Here is a 16328-nt window from a genome sequence, read left to right as displayed (position 1 = left end):
TAAGATAAATTTATTACTTATTGGATTGTAATGAGGTAATATTTAGACCGTCACTCAACCGATAACGAGATTTATTAAAAATCTTAGCCCCATTTTCTCTTCCTGCCCTGCGAGCACGTTGCTCATCTTCAGGGAGTGACATTTCCTCCCGACAAACATCGCTACAACATCCCTCAAACTGCTCAGCACAGGCTGGACATTGAATAAATAGCAAATGGCATCCATCATTTTTACAGTTAGTGTGGCTATCACAAATTTCACCACACTGATGACAATGAGCGATAACGTCCTCAGAAATACGCTCTCCCATACGCTCATCAAAAACAAAATTTTTACCAATAAAGCGAACAGGTAAACCTTGCTCTTTTACTTTGCGGGCATACTCAATAATGCCACCTTCTACATGGTAAACGTTGTTAAAACCATTGTGGAGCATGTAGGCACTCGCTTTTTCACAACGGATCCCGCCAGTACAATACATAACGATATTTTTATCTTTATCATCTTTCAACATTTCTACTGCCATCGGCAATTGTTCACGAAATGTATCTGATGGGATCTCAATTGCGTTTTCAAAATGCCCAACTTCATATTCATAATGGTTACGCATATCGACAAACACAGTATTAGGATCATCCAGCATTTGGTTGACCTGAGCGGCTTTCAGGTACTCACCCGTTTTTGACGGATTAAAAGTTTCATCATCAATACCATCAGCAACAATGCGTTCACGCACTTTCATACGTAATACCCAAAATGACTTGCCATCATCTTCCAGCGCAATATTGAGTCGCAGGTTATACAAAGCAGGATCAGTTGCATCCAATAATACTTTCAGAGCATCAACATTTTTGGAAGGTATGCTGATTTGCGCATTGATACCCTCTTTGGCGATATAAACCCGCCCAAAGACTGATAATTCAGTAAATTTTTGATATAAACTATCACGAAAGACTTGTGGTTCAGAAATAGTAAAATACTTATAAAAAGAAATAGTTGTGCGTGGCTCTACTTCAGCCAACATGCGCTCTTTCAACTCTTTATTAGAAATACGGTTATGTAACACTGGCATGGTGTTCAAAATACCCTTATAGTTTGTTGATATTTATACATTTATGTCCGTCTGTGTTCACAGCGTGTCTACACTAGATCATTATCGACAATTTTAACCAGAAACCCCACACGCTACACTTGAGGTTTTTATTCCCTGCAATATTACTTTTTTCTGTGACCCAGATCTATCAATCCCTGTCCTGAATCAGCTTAATCCCCGAACTAGCTTACTTATCACAGTATTACTTTGAGCAATTTCTACCGGAATAAAACAATTATTTGAATATGATACTGAGGAATATCATAATCGTATCCTAACACAGCACGGCCAGGGCATAGGGGAAGCTTCTAGTTGTTATTAGTTGATGAGTCATTTAGTGCCCCGGTATTTCGATATTCTACTAAAAAGTGTCACAATACCCCCTGTATTACTCTTAAGACCTTATAATATAGTTTTTTTTATAGTTAGATTATTATCTTTAATACACTGAAAACACATGATACAAGCACCCTCTTTTCGTTGTTCACTTTTACATCCCCGCTACTGGCTGACGTGGCTAGGTATCGGCATACTCTATCTGCTGGTCTTACTTCCTTACCCTGTAATTTACTGGCTAGGAACCCGGCTTGGTCGGTTATCACAACGTTTTTTAAAAAAACGGGCCAAAATCGCTGAACGCAATCTGGCTCTCTGTTTCCCTAATATGCCACCGGAGGAACGGAATAAATGGCTGGTCAAAAACTTTGAATCTGTTGGTATGGGGTTATTTGAAACCGGTATGGCTTGGTTCTGGCCTGACTGGAGAGTTAAACGCTGGTTCAAAATTACAGGACGAGAGAATATCCAAAAGGTGCAAGCCACAGGTCAGGGGATCATCGTAATTGGGATCCATTTTCTGACACTGGAGCTGGGAGCCCGTATTTTTGGTATGCTCAATCCGGGCATCGGGGTTTATCGCCCGAACGATAATCCGGTTATCGATTGGTTACAAACCTGGGGGCGTTTACGTTCCAACAAATACATGTTGGACAGAAAAGATGTTAAAGGCATGATCCGTTGCCTGAAAAATGGTGAAATCGTTTGGTACGCACCAGATCATGATTATGGTCCACGTAAAAGCGTATTCGCCCCGTTATTTGCTGTTGAACATGCCGCAACAACAACCGGAACTTCAATTCTGGTTAGATTATCCAATCCCGCTTTATTACCTTTTACACCACGCAGATTACCTGATGGAAAAGGTTATGAGCTGATTATTCAACCTGCTGTAGAAAATTTCCCTGAAAAAGATGAAGTCGAAGCAGCAACCTTTATGAATAAAGTGATCGAGCAGGAAATTATGCAAGCTCCGGAGCAATACATGTGGTTACACCGCCGTTTTAAAACACGTCCTAAAGATATGCCATCTTTATATAGTGATAATATTCATTAGCCAGTCATCATTAGAAAACGCTAAGGCAGCCATTTTTTACGTGGCTGCCTGAGTTCTGGCAAACGAAAGTTATCGATTAAATCATAAAATAACCATCACTATCTCCCACAAGCATCGGAGATCTCCATCTCGGAATAGAGATTCCCTCGTTCTTTCTCCAATTTCTGTCTGGTTTCACGATAACATTTGCGTCGAACTGAACGATGGGTCATTTCGTTGAAAAAATTCCTTTCCCTTATTTGATAAGAAAATCCCAGTTTTTTGAATCCAACAGACTCGTTGTATGGGGGGGGCAATCCGTTCATAAAATACCTTTCTTTGGCATAATTCCAGTCGGAAGGAAGCCCGGTATACGTTTTCGAATCGTGTCTTTTGGTGTATTCCTTCAACTCTTCTTCTCGTTTTTCAGCCAGGGCATTGTCTTGTGCTAACTTATTAATGTTCCAATAATTGGTGTCCAGTTCTTCCCTTTTTTTCAGATATTCTCCTGAAGGTTTGTTATCAGCGGGTATATCACTTTTATAGCTGAAATCGTACGCTGCTGCCTGAGAACAGCCAATTACCGTAAGAAAAAACAGACTATGTATTCCTTTTATTTTCATAAATCCCCTAATGTAACTATTACAAGTATTATTATTTAATAATCATTACCACCTTAGATCAACTACCAGTAATGGGTAGTTCCAAAATCAAAACAAATACCCCTTTACAAACAATAGTAATTTCAACATGCTAGGTCACATTTTTTTAAAAACAAAGTGAGTTTCTGATGCGTTCATACCCTATTTATCATGTCGATGCTTTTACAGAAAAAAACTTCTCCGGTAATCCCGCTGCTGTTGTCTTACTGGACGAATGGTTATCAGATGAAACATTGACCGCCATTGCTGCTGAGATCAACCTCTCAGAAACTGCTTTTTTAGTTGGTGATCACCTACGCTGGTTTACTCCCAGAGTGGAAGTCAATTTATGTGGGCATGCAACACTGGCGACAGCTTTTGTTCTCGTTGAACAACATTCTTATCAAAATAATCCAATTACATTCAAAACCCGTTCTGGAGAACTTAGTGTCACCCATCAGGATGGCGTTTTTACATTAGACTTTCCTGCCGCTGGTTACCAAGAAGAGAAAACACTTCTTCCCATCATGCAAGAGGCTGTAGGGCAAGAGATCAACGAGGTATTGGCTTCCCATGATCGTTATATCTGTGTACTGGATTCTGCCGATAAGGTTCTTCATGCCCGACCACACTTTGATAAAATAGCCGCCCTTCCGCTGCCGGGGCTTGCCATTACTGCTTCTGGCGATTCATCTACCGACTTTGTTTCGCGCTATTTTGCTCCAGCAAAAGGCATTAATGAAGACCCTGTCACAGGTTCAGCTCATTGTGTTCTGGCACCTTTCTGGGGAACAAGGCTCAATAAGTCGGTACTTCGTGCCCGTCAGTTATCAGAGAGGGGTGGCGATATATTATGCGAAATACAAGGAAAACGTGTTTATCTGACAGGAAAAGCAAAATTATTTTCTTATGGGAAAATAGTGTATTAAATCAATAAATTTCTTGCTTTGAAAAGTAGCAGCTCAAAAGTATTCAAGTACTAAGGAAAGATATGATTCAACTATATATGTTTTATCTTGGTGGAAACGCTGGAAAATCCAATATCGAAGTTCATGATGTCCAGTTTGTTGCAGTGAATAAGATTGAAGAAGCATACCCTGTATTACGTGATGTCTGGTTTGGTGATAAAGATAAACTTCATCTGGATGGTTATATGCCTGTCACATGGGCCGACGGTTATGATATTTCCCTCAGCGATAACGAATACCACGGGGAGATGAACCTCTATTTCGTAAACATGGGAGGTTACCAAAATGACTCTCTGGCAGAAGCACACGAATTTGGATTTTTCGTTGCTCATAGCGTAGAAGATGCAAAAGAAAAAGCTAAAAAATATTTGCTCACTGGTTATGATCAGCTACATAAAGACAACCTAAAAGACGTTGATGACTGCCTGCTTTTGGGACAAATCAGCGACTACCATGTTCATCTGACTGAAAACCCTCACGGTCAGCCAGATAAACCAGAATGGCAAGGATACCGCCCTATCGGGATCTGATGAAAAATAGTCAGCAAAACAATTCAGTTTCTGCTGACTATCAATCAGAACATACAATTGCCTGAAGTCGCTAATTTTACGTTCAATTATCGACCAGCAAATCTGAATTAATTTCTGCAATGGACTTTGCTCCCGTCAATGTCATTGCAACCCGTATTTCTTTTTCAATCAGATCCAATAAATTAGAAACTCCTGCTTCTCCGGCTGCTGCCAATGCATAAGCAAAAGCACGCCCCAATAAAACACTATCAGCCCCCAATGCGATCATTCGTACTACATCCAACCCGGTACGAATACCGGAGTCAGTCAGAATAGTGAGGTCATTTTTGACAGCATCGGCAATAGCTGGTAAAGCTCTGACGGTTGAAAGAACACCATCCAACTGGCGCCCTCCGTGATTAGAAACCACAATACCATCCGCACCAAAACGGACAGCATCCTTAGCATCGTCAGGATCGAGAATACCTTTAATAATCATTGGCCCTTTCCAGCAATCGCGGATCCACTCTAAATCTTTCCACGATATGGATGGATCAAAATTGCTTCCCAACCAACCAATATAATCCCCCAATTTGGTGGGTACACCACGATATTTAGATATGTTACCGAGATCATGGGGCTTACCCATCAAGCCAACACTCCATGCCCACTGTGGATGCGTTATCGCCTGCAAAAAACGCCGTAAAGAAGCATTCGGGCCACTCATACCTGAATGTGCATCACGATAACGAGCACCAGGTACAGGCATATCAACAGTAAATACCAGATTTTTAACGCCGGCCGCCTCTGCTCTTTCCAGAACATTACGCATAAAACCACGATCTTTCAGTACATAAAGCTGAAACCATATTGGACGTTCAATTGCAGAAGCAACTTCTTCAATCGGACATATTGACACCGTCGATAATGTAAATGGAATACCTTTTTTAGCAGCAGCCCGTGCAGCCTGTACTTCCCCCCGACGAGCGTACATCCCACTTAATCCAACGGGAGCTAATGCCACTGGCATTGTCATTTTTTCCCCAAATAAACGGGTTTCCAGATTCAATTCAGACATGTCTTTTAGTACACGCTGACGCAGTTCAATGTGAGATAAATCTTCGGTATTGCGTTTAAGGGTATGCTCTGCATAAGCTCCCCCGTCAATATAGTGGAACAGGAAAGGGGGTAATTTAGCCTGTGCAGCAGCCCGATAATCAGTTGAAGCGGAAATAATCATGTCTGTACCTCTACCCAAAATGGAGTGGACGGCAATAGTATTGTTCTGGTTAATCATATTGCCCATGACTAATACATCAAACAACGCAATAAGAAGCTTAAAAATACATAAACTTGTTTCACAAAACATTTGTTTTATTTGCTGATAATTCAGGTGAGACAGTAAAGGGATAATGAGCTAAAGAGAGATATAGTGAGCGAATATCGCCCACTATGCTAAAAACATGACCAAGATTGAGTTCTTAGTATTTATCCTGATACGATAGTTTTCAGTACATCATAAACAGGAAGCAAACGGGTAAAACCGTCTCTATCAAGAAAATGGCCTGCATTTTCAATATTAATGATTTCAGTTTGTAACGAATTGGCAAGGGCGTAGGATGATTGAGGAGAAACAATTTCATCATTGGAAGAGATGATGGATTTTGTGACAAAATCAGAATTTTTAGTTTTATGCCCCCAGAAAAAAAGATATTTAATATTTTTTTCTGACTGATAAAGCTTACATAAAGTTTTTATATCCATATTAGTTATCCATAGTACATTAATAAATTACATTTATAGCCAATAAATATAATACAAAACCTTTTTATATTTATCGATATAAATTACGCAATATCTTAATATGGGACAATAATACTAAAAATAACAAGTCATAAAAACACTAAGTAAAAAACTCACTTTTAAATGTTCTATTCATTACTGACATGACAAAATCACTTAGCACCTAACTTCCTTCCTATAACAAATACTGCCGCTAATCCAATTAAATCAATTGTAATTAGTGTTCCTGCAAACACCATTTCACCTCTGAGTGCAAAAAACGTAGCGATAATCAAAATAAACATTGCAATAGAAAAACCCATCCACTGCCCTCTTTTCTCCTTTTTTATCATGCCATCCAGTGCCAGCTTTTGATTATCATACTGAAATTTTTGCTCTTTTTCTCTGAACGATAATATTCTCTCTGTACTACCAGAAAGAATCGACTCATAGTCCTTCAAAACATCAGGAGGAGGAAGAGGCCCCAAACAATCAGAACCAATTTGATTTTTTAAATCTTGTTCATTGTCCAAAACTCTTTGGTAATCATTTGCGGGCATAATATCTAAAATACTCCCCATTGCACTAATATAATGACGAAAGTGATACTCCATATTTTCTCCGAGACAATATACACAAAATGTATAAGAATAAAATCAATGAAATAATTAAAGTTAATCAGTAATTAATGCTGCCTAATTCCCCTAATGTTCTTTCTCTTCGCTATACAATCTGTTTCTGACTGGGAAATGGCCGACACTCTTCCGCTTTATAACTACCATCCTCCTGACGAATCAAAAATATTTTACGACCAGCCCGTAATGCCTTACTGATAGCTGTTTGATGAACACCAACTAAACTTGCTGTTTTAGCTTGTCCATTCTGTTTCACATATTCTGATAATGGTATTTTTTCCATAATTTCCTCCTGTATTTCCCAAATAATATCCAAAGTATTAAATATTTCAATACTTTTAGTATTTATCAATTCAATAGCATTGGTATTAAAATGCGTGCATGAAAAAGAAACTTACAACAGAACAACTCGCAGATGCCAAGCGTTTGAAAGACATATATGAGTCAAAGAAAAAACAATTAGGCATCTCTCAGGAAAAATTCGCGGACGAACTTGGCAAAAGTCAGGGGGCTATTTCACACTATCTTAATGGCACAAATGCCCTTAATTTGGAGATAGCTGCCGATTTTGCCAACAGATTAGGGGTTACCATTAATGATTTCAGTCCATCACTAGACAAACAAGCAAGGAAACTGCTGACCGCAGTCTATGGCGATAATATGACCTTGATTGACAATGTAACCTGTTACAGACAATACCCGTTACTCAACTGGGCTGATGCTGGAAATTGGTGTGAAGAACCTACATCGCCATACCATAGAAACAATATTAAACAGTACGACACTTCTGTTGAATGTTCATACCGTGCTTTTTGGCTGGAAGTAAAAGATGATTCAATGAATTCACCGAATGGCTTGAGCATACCGCAAGGAATGATTATTTTGGTCGATCCAGAGATAAAACCCATCACCAATAATTTGGTTGTTGCAAAGCTCGAAGGAGAAAAGGAGCTGACCTTCAAACAATTGATTACGGAAGGGTATGATGCTTATCTTAAGCCACTGAATTCCCAATATAATATGATACCGCTCAGTGATAAAATTCATATTCTGGGTGTCGTTGTAGAGGCCAAAGTAGCTCAGTTGCCATAAAAAACCACCAGCCAGCGAATCTGCTACACCTTTTATGATATTTCTTAGGGGCTGGCTGGATAATTTATAATAAGCTACAAATATCCAATAGATTGATAAATAAAATTTTAATAGAGACTACGTGACCGGAGTGAGCGAACACAGCCAACAAAGAAGCAACTTGAAAAACGAAGGATATAGGTAGATATGAACAAAATCATTGCCATTACAGGCATATCAGGTTCAGGCAAAACAACTTTATCAAAACAGCTATCAACTCTGCTAAATGCTGCCATACTATCTTGGGATGACTTCGACCCTATATCAAAATATCCTGATGATTATGTTTTATGGGAAAAAGCAGGGAAAGACTACTCCCAGTGGGATTATCCAGACTTAGCAAAAAATTTAAACGCCCTAAAATCTAATAAAATCACTCAACACGCTACAAATCACCAGATTATTTATCCTACTGAATTCATTATCTTTGATGCTCCTTTAGGCAGGCTTCATATGCAAACAGGACAATTTATAGATATAGCTATTCATCTCAACACACCAATGGACATCGCTCTTTGTCGTCGATTACTTCGTGATTTCCAGAACAAAGAAACAACTAAAGAAGAGTTAATGGAAGAAATGTGTTTCTATCTGTCGGATTCTCGTAGTCTGTTCTTTGATGATGAATTAAAAAAACATGCGGACCTGATTGTTGATGGTGAAAAAAATGTAGAAAATCAGGTTATAGAGGTTTTAGTCCACTTAAAAAATCGTTTAAAATCTGAAAATTAAGATTTGCTTTATAATTCTTTAAGTGACCGCCTAAACGGTCACATTTAATAAAATGGCAATTACACAAAACTGTAAAACACGCTGTCAAAAATGTCTTTCAACGATCTATAGATTTTTTACCTTCTTTTATTCGTTTTTTTAATTCCTGAGCGTACTCATCCAAATTCCGCAAATCACATTTTGTTTTTTTTATATACATTTCAGCTTCACCCTTGCTATACCCTTGCAATTCACTAATTATTCTAAAAGGGGTATTTTTTATTTTTTGCATTATCTCTTCTATTCCTTTTTCTGAATACTTAGGACACCCATAATACCAATATTTTTCATTAGCCATAACTGGTAAAGATGGAAATAGCAACACGACAAAAAAAAAGAAATGACGATATTTCATATTACTACCTTATTTTAAATTAACCAAACTTAGCCCCTATCTCTTCAGATTGTTCTATTTGCTATCTTGAGCCTGAATAAAGCTCAATCAAAACATAAAGTGAACATATACTTGAGATAGTACATTAATAAATATAGCTGGTTTATCAAAAAATGTAGGAAAACTAAGAGTGAATATAGTAACGTGATGGAGGCCCCTTTTCTCACAGGTGTAAACAACATAAAAAATCATATCTAACTCATCACTGATATATTAATATATAATAGCAAAAATACTTTCAATGATTATTAAATTTATACTAAATAATATATCTCTCTAACAAATAAATACTTTTGCTTTTAGCTAAGGATAAAAAACATGAAAGATGACATTTTATATGACCCTATTGCCCATCTTTACGAAAGTTTTTCAAATTCTGCTGCCCATATCAAAGTAAAAATCAGAACCATTTTTAATCTGGCAGGAGATATACAAGGGAAATCAGTGTTAGATTTAGCCTGTGGATATGGTCTATTTAGTCGAGAATACAAGAATCGTGGTGCTTCAAAAGTCATTGGGGTCGATATATCAGATAACATGATAGCAATTGCGAAAAGCAAATCACAACAATACGGTGACAATATCGAGTTTCATATAAGAGATGTCTGCAAGATGGAATCATTTGGTAAATTTGACATAGTTAATGCAGCCTGGTTATTTTGCCATGCAGAATCTATTGAAGACCTTGAAACGATGTTCCGTGTTGTTGCCACTCATCTCAAGCCTTCCGGTAAATTGATTGCTTATACCGTTGAACCCGATTATCGATTAGAAAAAGGGAATTATGAAAATTATTGTATAAAAATTCTGAGTGAAGAGCCCGTGAAAGATACAACTCTACTGAGATGTGAATTTCTTACCACACCACCTAGCCCTTGTACGGCATATCGTTGGAGTCGTGAACAATATCAAACCGCGATCCAAAAGGCGGGGTTCAAACAATTTATATGGCAAAAACCTATGTTGTCAAAAAGCGATATTGATAATTATCCCCCAGGTTTTTGGGATGATTATCAACGAAATTGCCTTGATACAGCCCTTGTTTGTCAGTTTTAACAAGATAATCCCCCGTGATCCGGGGGATTATCCTTAAATCTATTATAGACACCTACTCTCTCCCGCAGTCCACTATTTCCCTGCTGGTGCTTTGGCAAAACATTGGTAATCTAATCTTTCTTATCAATTTCAAACCATTATTGACTATGAATCAGGATTAATATCCGATAGCTATATATTGTGCTGGTGCATATGACCAGTGTCCAGCCGAGTCGTGGACAACAATTAAAAACTCTTCTTTTGATCTAATTTCAACAGAGATACCTTGACCCCACGCATCTTTAACATAACTACCTGTTACAACAAAGCACTTGTTTTTAAATGGAATTGGAAATCTTCGCAGGTCCGTTGAATTTATTCCACCTCTTACCACTCCCCATTGAATAATTAGTCCACCAGGGAGCTTCTGATAGCCAGATTCATCAAGTTTTGATTCAAAACTGTTCATATCCGGTATCTGGTTTGGATTATTTCCTACAGTTCTATAAACCAATTCTGATAAACCAAGATTCCTCACAAATTCTGCTTTATCAGGAATATCTGCCCCATTCCGCTTTTTTTCCAAACAGAGATTGGAATTATTGTTGAGAGCATTTTGATTGGCGGTATTGGCTAAATCATATGCCGCTTTCACTGCCTTTGATGTTGCCGCGGTCATTTCACTATCGCTATCGACCTCATTACTTAGAATGACAAACCCTCTGTCTTTCAATGTTGCGTAAGGGTGATTACGGCTCCGGGCGTGTTCTTCGATTGCGTTTTGCACATATTCGCGAGTCGGCACAATTACGAAATTATTTTCTAATGTTTTTATTTCAGGATTTTTATCTGGAGTACTCATATTTATTTCCTCATTTATTAACAACGTAGGCTACTGATTAAGCCAAAGAAGTTTATTACAAATACCTTTGGCAATATGGGGCAGTGGGAGACTTCCCCACCTGTGAACATCAATAAAATTGATTCATTAATACTGGAAAGTACTACTTGACTAAATTCCATTGATTAATATTTTGTGAGTTGCATGTTTTGACGGCAGGATGGCATAAAATAATAAATAGGAAATCAATAGAATTTATATGATGACTGATAAAGCTTGGTGTGATAAAGGATAAAGATGAGTTTTTCATCTTCGATTGATATTTTTTATTTAAGCCAGAGAATTGAATAAAATAAGAGGGAATTGAGTTTATTTCATTATTATTTGGATTATAGTAGTGCCTTATTTCCGCTTATCCACCCAAGCATACATTGAACCATCACAAATAATTACTCATAAACTGAATTTGCAACTGAGAATCGAACTATGCAATTATTATATTGATTTTAAAATAAAATATTAATTATAAAAATAAAGCTATATACGCATTAAACTTCAAGTTGCAATTTACAACACTATATGAAACCTGATTTCTCCCCGCGAAGCGGGGAGAAATCACACGTATCTTGAAGTTAGATTGGTATACACATAAAAATTTAGTGAGTAAAAATGGACAATTGAGTAAAATAAATCAATAAGTTAAAAGATGAAAAGGAAGCATCTTTGCCAAATTTTATCACCAATAGGAATGGATTTTGTTGATGTCCTATCAGCCATTCTGTGTCACCCTAATCCAAGAAACACTCTCCAGTATTGATGAACCAGCTTACTGATGTTCACAGGCGGAGAAGTCTCCCACCGCCTTCATGTTATTTGGCAATGTATATTGTTGATTAAATGAGGGAATAAATATGAGTACTCAAGACAGTAATAGCCCCGTAGTAGTTCCAACAATGGAAGATGTCAAAAGAGCAATTGAAGAACACGCTGCAAGCCGTAATCACCCATATGCAACTCAGGTAGAACCGGGATTTGTTACACTAAGTAATAAGACGGATAGTGGCAGTGAGATAACAGTCGCAACCTCTAAAGCTGTTAAAAAAGCATATGACCTCGCTAATACAGCCAACCAAAATGCCCTCAACAATAACTCCAATCTCTGTTTGGAAAAAAAGCGGAATGGGGCAGATATTCCTGATAAAGCAGAATTTGTGAGGAATCTTGGTTTATCAGAACTGGTTTATCGGACTATAGGACATGAACCTAATCAAATACCGGATATGAACAATTTTGAATCAAAACTTGATGAATCTGGCTATCAGAAACTCCCTAGTGGGCTAATTATTCAGTGGGGGACAGCATATGGGGATATACCGCAGTATGCACATGATGGCTGGGTACAATCATCAAGTGGCATTGAATTTCCCATTCAGTTTCCCAATAAATGTGTCTCTTTAGCTTGTTCTTTAATCGATGGAGGAACAGAAAAACAATGGGTTGCTATTGCACAGGTAATACATCCAAAGAGAGAAGGAGCATCGTTACTAATTCATACTCTATATATGCCAACATGGAAACCTGCTGCAACCTATATTGCTGTGGGGTATTGATAGACAAAAATCATTTTAACATGCCATCACTCGAAACTTTGTCACTATAATTTTTTTAGAACTCTACAAAATAATCAATTTCAAAATATAATTTGGAGGTAATACTATGTACGATTGGTCTGGAACGGTTCCCGGCAAACTGGCGCAAGGTCAACCGACAGGGCTTGTACTCCAAAAAGGAGATGTAATATCTATCATTGCTTCAGGATGAGTGAAATTTGCCAATGACAACCGTCCGAATCCGTGGTCTGCACCTCAAGGGAGTCCTCCTAATCGTCCAGGTGGTGCTTTAATTGCAAAAATTGGCGATAAGACCTATGAAATTGGCAATGGTGTACTCCACAGGACAGTTCCCACAGATGGTGAATTAATTCTTTTATTTTTTGATACCCATTATGAAGATAACTCCGGTGACTTTTATGTCAACGTTAAAATAGAGTCACGTTATTCTCCTCTCGAAGAAAGGAAATAAATAATCTCAATACTTAACCCGCAGCTTTCTGCGGGTTTATCATATAAGCCACCCATCAATAACAATATATTAATACGGTATTAACAAAAATAATCTTTTTTATTGCTTTACCAATCCATCAGTGCCCATCTTCCCTACTATCTCCTAATTTCATGCGACGGCTGAGGTTTTTGGGGTAACTTTCTTTTCTACTATAGACTGAATAGTATGGCTTAATATAGCCGGTTCATGTTCAAAATCATTCAGAGGGACATGATAAACTTGAGCAATAGCAGACAGGCCTTTTAGTAGATGGCTGGCAGAGTTATCAAAGGGTTTTTCGGTAACTAATATGATAGGACGTTTTAAGGCGGAAGCCCAACCCAACTCAATATGAGTACCATCTGTTCTTATTAGTTGTTTCTGTTGTGGGCAGACAGGTAAAATGGCAACAAAAATGTCGCATTGTTCCATCCATTGGCGATCCCGCTGAGAAACTTCCTCTGGAGTAAATAAGTGTGTTGTTCCGCCAAATTGCTCTGTACGATGAGCTGAAAAAACTTCTGCACCTAATGATTCCAGATGGTGAATAGCGGATTTAATGTGAACTTGTAAATTATTGTCTAACACCCTTAATTTCAATGCGTGTTGAATAGGACCACCAACAAATACTTTAACATCAGAAAATATCATAGACATAGGGTCGCCTCTTACCGAAATAAGCTTTAATATTTATGCATAGATGATAATAAATTATTTCTTTATACAGATATCAAATAATTATGTTTTGAATAAATTATATTTTCCATTACTGTATTATATTTAAATTATAGTTTTATTGCCGATTTTTATTAGACATCCTATTTTCAATATAATCGGCAATGATATCATCTGAATCGTTTTGGAAAATATTATGATAAGAATGAGTGTTGCTTTTCTCTTTTTCAAGAAATTGATTTATCTTATTCATGGCACGTTTTCTTTCTGTAGGGTTATTGATAAATAAGTTATTACATTTTTTAATTAATGCTAATCCATCTTTCTCTGGTAGGTATGGGGGAATATCAGGATAACCATATTCCGGTTGCCATAAGAAACCATACTCATCACTATAATAGTTTTGCAGATACACATCTAATTGTAATTGTTGACTATAGTTTTGTGGCGGTAAGAAAAAAACATCTTTATTGAGAGAGATACATTCATAAAATGTTGTTAACCCCGGATTGGCTAATACCTTACGAGCACGGTGTAATTTTTGCAAAAAATCATGCCTGGCAAAACAGCCAATATGAATATGGGGATGCGTTTTGGCAAACATTTCTGCCAGATTTGTGATGGTCTTTCCCCCGCCTGCAATAGTAATATTAGTTTCATTTTGCATATAGGGAATAGATAATAACTCTTCGAGAAAATGATAATAAAAATTTGTTGTGTCGGCATAGACTGTATCAATGCCACCAAGAGTAATTAATATACCTTCTGGAGGATGGTCATCCACCATGCATTGTTGCAGAGAACTGTGAAGAATTGGTGGAATAACTTGATAATTACCAAGCTTATCATGAAATCGTTCAATGTTGTGTTCTATTCCATGAAAATCCTGAATAAATGTTTTTTCAGTTTTGTGCAGATCGACATGAAGATTATTCCACATCCAAAATAGTGTGTCGATATAGATAATTGGTATATTAAACTTTGAGATAAAATCAATCGAGTTAATGTTGGTGTTAATGATATACAAACTTGCACCTGAAATAAGTTCAGAATAGCTTGAAAGCTCTGTAACCGAAGTGGTATCACATTCATAAATTGCATCAAAAAGACCAGACTTTTCACCTAATTGAGAAGAGGTAAGTGTGCCTAATAAAATAAATTGGATGTCCGGTATTAATTTATTTCGACGCTTTAATTTCTCCACCACATTTAATGTGGTGGATATTGGGCCAAAACAGAATGGTTCTGCGTCAAAAATAATATATGGAGTTTTTTTAAACATATTGCTATCTCACAAAGGAATATTTACATTTTCTATATCAAATTGTTTTGTATAAGGACAATATAAAAAAGTACTGCCATGGAGATTGTTAAGATGCAATCGTCCAGAAAGATTGAGATCATTTGTCATTAAATGGGCTAAGAAAATATTGTGCAAATTTTGATGGGAGATAATAATCCGCATAGAAGACATTGAGAGTTCATCGCCAATTTGCGTAATAAAACGATAGATTCTATCAGCCGCATCCATTACCTGTTCTGAATCTTTGAAAGGTGAATTGAGGGGGGTATGTAGTAACCGATAAGCATAATCTTCACCATAGCGATGCGGAATATCTGCCAGTTTCATGCCAATAAGCTCTTCTGGAAAAAATTCACAAAGTGCATCAGTTTCTTGTATTGAACAAGATTGATATGCTGAGCTGAGTGCTTTGGCTGTTTCAAGTGCCCGACGTTGAGGTGAGGTATAAATATTTTGCCAAGGAAATTTCCCCAATATTCGTCTGCCAATTTCTTCAGCCTGTTTGATTGAAGTGACATCAAGGGCGATCAAATGATCTTCAGGGCAGTAATCTAAATGATCAAGCGGGATAATTTGCCCGTGTCTGATCCATAGTATCTTTAGGGGGATTATAGGGCCATTGTAGTGTATGCGTTCATCTACTTGATGGCTTGCAAGCCCATGAGATTGCCAAAAAAAGTTGGCATTTTTGCCTGCATCTGTCTCCAGATGGACATGTGTAGCACCGTGGCGACGTCCCCATTGCAACATGGCATGCCATAATCCATAACCCAGTTTCTGGCGTTGGTATTCATCCCTGATATAAAACTCAGCAATATTCAGGGTCACTTTTTCTTCCCGTTCAAGATATACATTGGCTAATCCCGCCAATTGCCCGGCCTTTAGCAACAAAAACAGCCCTCTGTCACCTTGTAGGATGCGTTGTTCAAGGATAGTATGGTTTTCCTTTGCAATAGCCTCTTCTGACTGATCCCCAAAAACTTCTGGCCAATGGCGTTGAAAATATTCTCCATAAAGATGAAGAAATGAATTCCACAAGGGAGATTGAGGGGTAACTTGTTTGAGTTCTAACATT

Annotated in this window: 18 protein-coding genes and 1 pseudogene; 8 read left to right on the top strand and 11 right to left on the bottom strand. The window is 37.6% G+C overall.

All coding sequences use genetic code 11. The features are described from left to right. Nucleotides 1–13 precede the first annotated feature (13 nt). Entirely contained in the window at nucleotides 14–1072 is a 1059-nt protein-coding gene (locus ABLA85_RS14300) for a rhodanese-related sulfurtransferase (RefSeq protein ID WP_367965080.1), read from the bottom strand. A gap of 478 nt (nucleotides 1073–1550) precedes the next feature. Between ABLA85_RS14300 and ABLA85_RS14295 the strand changes: the two genes are divergently transcribed. Then, the gene (locus ABLA85_RS14295) at nucleotides 1551–2486 is read left to right on the top strand and encodes a Kdo(2)-lipid IV(A) acyltransferase (protein ID WP_367965079.1); all 936 of its coding nucleotides are present in this window, start codon (nucleotides 1551–1553) and stop codon (nucleotides 2484–2486) included. A 98-nt stretch (nucleotides 2487–2584) separates the two neighbouring features. Here the strand turns inward: ABLA85_RS14295 and ABLA85_RS14290 are convergent, their stop codons facing one another. Then, the gene (locus ABLA85_RS14290) at nucleotides 2585–3088 is read right to left on the bottom strand and encodes a hypothetical protein (RefSeq protein WP_367965078.1); all 504 of its coding nucleotides are present in this window, start codon (nucleotides 3086–3088) and stop codon (nucleotides 2585–2587) included. Between the two features lie 167 nt (nucleotides 3089–3255). On the opposite strand from ABLA85_RS14290, the gene ABLA85_RS14285 reads away from it, so the two are divergent. Both ABLA85_RS14285 and ABLA85_RS14280 read left to right on the top strand, forming a co-directional pair. Then, nucleotides 3256–4035, top strand: coding sequence for a PhzF family phenazine biosynthesis protein (locus ABLA85_RS14285; protein ID WP_367965077.1), 780 nt, complete (start codon nucleotides 3256–3258; stop codon nucleotides 4033–4035). A 62-nt stretch (nucleotides 4036–4097) separates the two neighbouring features. Further along, a complete protein-coding gene (locus tag ABLA85_RS14280; RefSeq protein ID WP_367965076.1) occupies nucleotides 4098–4604 on the top strand; it encodes a DUF1543 domain-containing protein in 507 nt (168 codons plus the stop codon). A gap of 82 nt (nucleotides 4605–4686) precedes the next feature. On the opposite strand, the gene lldD is transcribed toward ABLA85_RS14280, so the two are convergent. From lldD to ABLA85_RS14260, 4 genes are all read right to left on the bottom strand, one after another. After that, a complete protein-coding gene (gene lldD / locus ABLA85_RS14275; RefSeq protein ID WP_367965075.1) occupies nucleotides 4687–5823 on the bottom strand; it encodes an FMN-dependent L-lactate dehydrogenase LldD in 1137 nt (378 codons plus the stop codon). A 248-nt stretch (nucleotides 5824–6071) separates the two neighbouring features. Further along, nucleotides 6072–6347, bottom strand: coding sequence for an alpha/beta hydrolase (locus tag ABLA85_RS14270; RefSeq protein WP_367965074.1), 276 nt, complete (start codon nucleotides 6345–6347; stop codon nucleotides 6072–6074). Nucleotides 6348–6538: 191 nt separating this feature from the next. Further along, complete coding sequence (locus ABLA85_RS14265; RefSeq protein WP_367965073.1) at nucleotides 6539–6979, bottom strand: DUF2335 domain-containing protein; 441 nt, start codon at nucleotides 6977–6979, stop codon at nucleotides 6539–6541. A 109-nt stretch (nucleotides 6980–7088) separates the two neighbouring features. Next, nucleotides 7089–7283 carry a Cro/CI family transcriptional regulator gene (locus ABLA85_RS14260; RefSeq protein WP_038267062.1) on the bottom strand — a complete coding sequence of 65 codons (195 nt, stop codon included), beginning with the start codon at nucleotides 7281–7283 and terminating at the stop codon, nucleotides 7089–7091. Between the two features lie 98 nt (nucleotides 7284–7381). Here ABLA85_RS14260 and ABLA85_RS14255 point away from each other — a divergent pair, with 98 nt between their 5' ends. Together ABLA85_RS14255 and ABLA85_RS14250 are read left to right on the top strand one after the other, a co-directional pair. Beyond that, nucleotides 7382–8092 (top strand): LexA family protein, encoded by a 711-nt coding sequence (locus ABLA85_RS14255; protein ID WP_367965072.1) that lies wholly within the window; start codon nucleotides 7382–7384, stop codon nucleotides 8090–8092. Between the two features lie 186 nt (nucleotides 8093–8278). Further along, a complete protein-coding gene (locus ABLA85_RS14250; protein WP_367965071.1) occupies nucleotides 8279–8863 on the top strand; it encodes an AAA family ATPase in 585 nt (194 codons plus the stop codon). 97 nt (nucleotides 8864–8960) lie between these two features. Here the strand turns inward: ABLA85_RS14250 and ABLA85_RS14245 are convergent, their stop codons facing one another. Continuing rightward, nucleotides 8961–9257: a hypothetical protein gene (locus ABLA85_RS14245; RefSeq protein ID WP_367965070.1), complete on the bottom strand. Its 297-nt coding sequence runs from the start codon at nucleotides 9255–9257 to the stop codon at nucleotides 8961–8963. Nucleotides 9258–9614: 357 nt separating this feature from the next. Between ABLA85_RS14245 and ABLA85_RS14240 the strand changes: the two genes are divergently transcribed. Then, nucleotides 9615–10352: a class I SAM-dependent methyltransferase gene (locus ABLA85_RS14240; protein WP_367965069.1), complete on the top strand. Its 738-nt coding sequence runs from the start codon at nucleotides 9615–9617 to the stop codon at nucleotides 10350–10352. Between the two features lie 157 nt (nucleotides 10353–10509). Here the strand turns inward: ABLA85_RS14240 and ABLA85_RS14235 are convergent, their stop codons facing one another. Continuing rightward, entirely contained in the window at nucleotides 10510–11193 is a 684-nt protein-coding gene (locus tag ABLA85_RS14235; protein ID WP_367965068.1) for a tail fiber protein, read from the bottom strand. 890 nt (nucleotides 11194–12083) lie between these two features. On the opposite strand from ABLA85_RS14235, the gene ABLA85_RS14230 reads away from it, so the two are divergent. Then, nucleotides 12084–12782 carry a tail fiber protein gene (locus ABLA85_RS14230; protein ID WP_367965067.1) on the top strand — a complete coding sequence of 233 codons (699 nt, stop codon included), beginning with the start codon at nucleotides 12084–12086 and terminating at the stop codon, nucleotides 12780–12782. 106 nt (nucleotides 12783–12888) lie between these two features. After that, nucleotides 12889–13254: pseudogene (locus ABLA85_RS14225) on the top strand (LecA/PA-IL family lectin). A 150-nt stretch (nucleotides 13255–13404) separates the two neighbouring features. Here the strand turns inward: ABLA85_RS14225 and ABLA85_RS14220 are convergent. The 3 genes from ABLA85_RS14220 to ABLA85_RS14210 all read right to left on the bottom strand — a co-directional run bounded on the left by ABLA85_RS14220 (nucleotide 13405) and on the right by ABLA85_RS14210 (nucleotide 16327). Next, a complete protein-coding gene (locus ABLA85_RS14220; protein WP_367965066.1) occupies nucleotides 13405–13932 on the bottom strand; it encodes a nucleoside 2-deoxyribosyltransferase in 528 nt (175 codons plus the stop codon). 136 nt (nucleotides 13933–14068) lie between these two features. Then, entirely contained in the window at nucleotides 14069–15232 is a 1164-nt protein-coding gene (locus ABLA85_RS14215) for a hypothetical protein (protein WP_367965065.1), read from the bottom strand. Between the two features lie 9 nt (nucleotides 15233–15241). Next, on the bottom strand, nucleotides 15242–16327 hold the full coding sequence (locus tag ABLA85_RS14210) for a GNAT family N-acetyltransferase (protein ID WP_367965064.1): 1086 nt from the start codon (nucleotides 16325–16327) through the stop codon (nucleotides 15242–15244). Nucleotide 16328: the final 1 nt, after the last annotated feature.

The organism is Xenorhabdus sp. SGI246, assembly GCF_040838225.1.
GTDB lineage: Bacteria > Pseudomonadota > Gammaproteobacteria > Enterobacterales > Enterobacteriaceae > Xenorhabdus > Xenorhabdus indica.
Note: the sequence above shows the minus strand (reverse complement) of the source record. Positions and strands in the feature narration are given on the sequence as shown.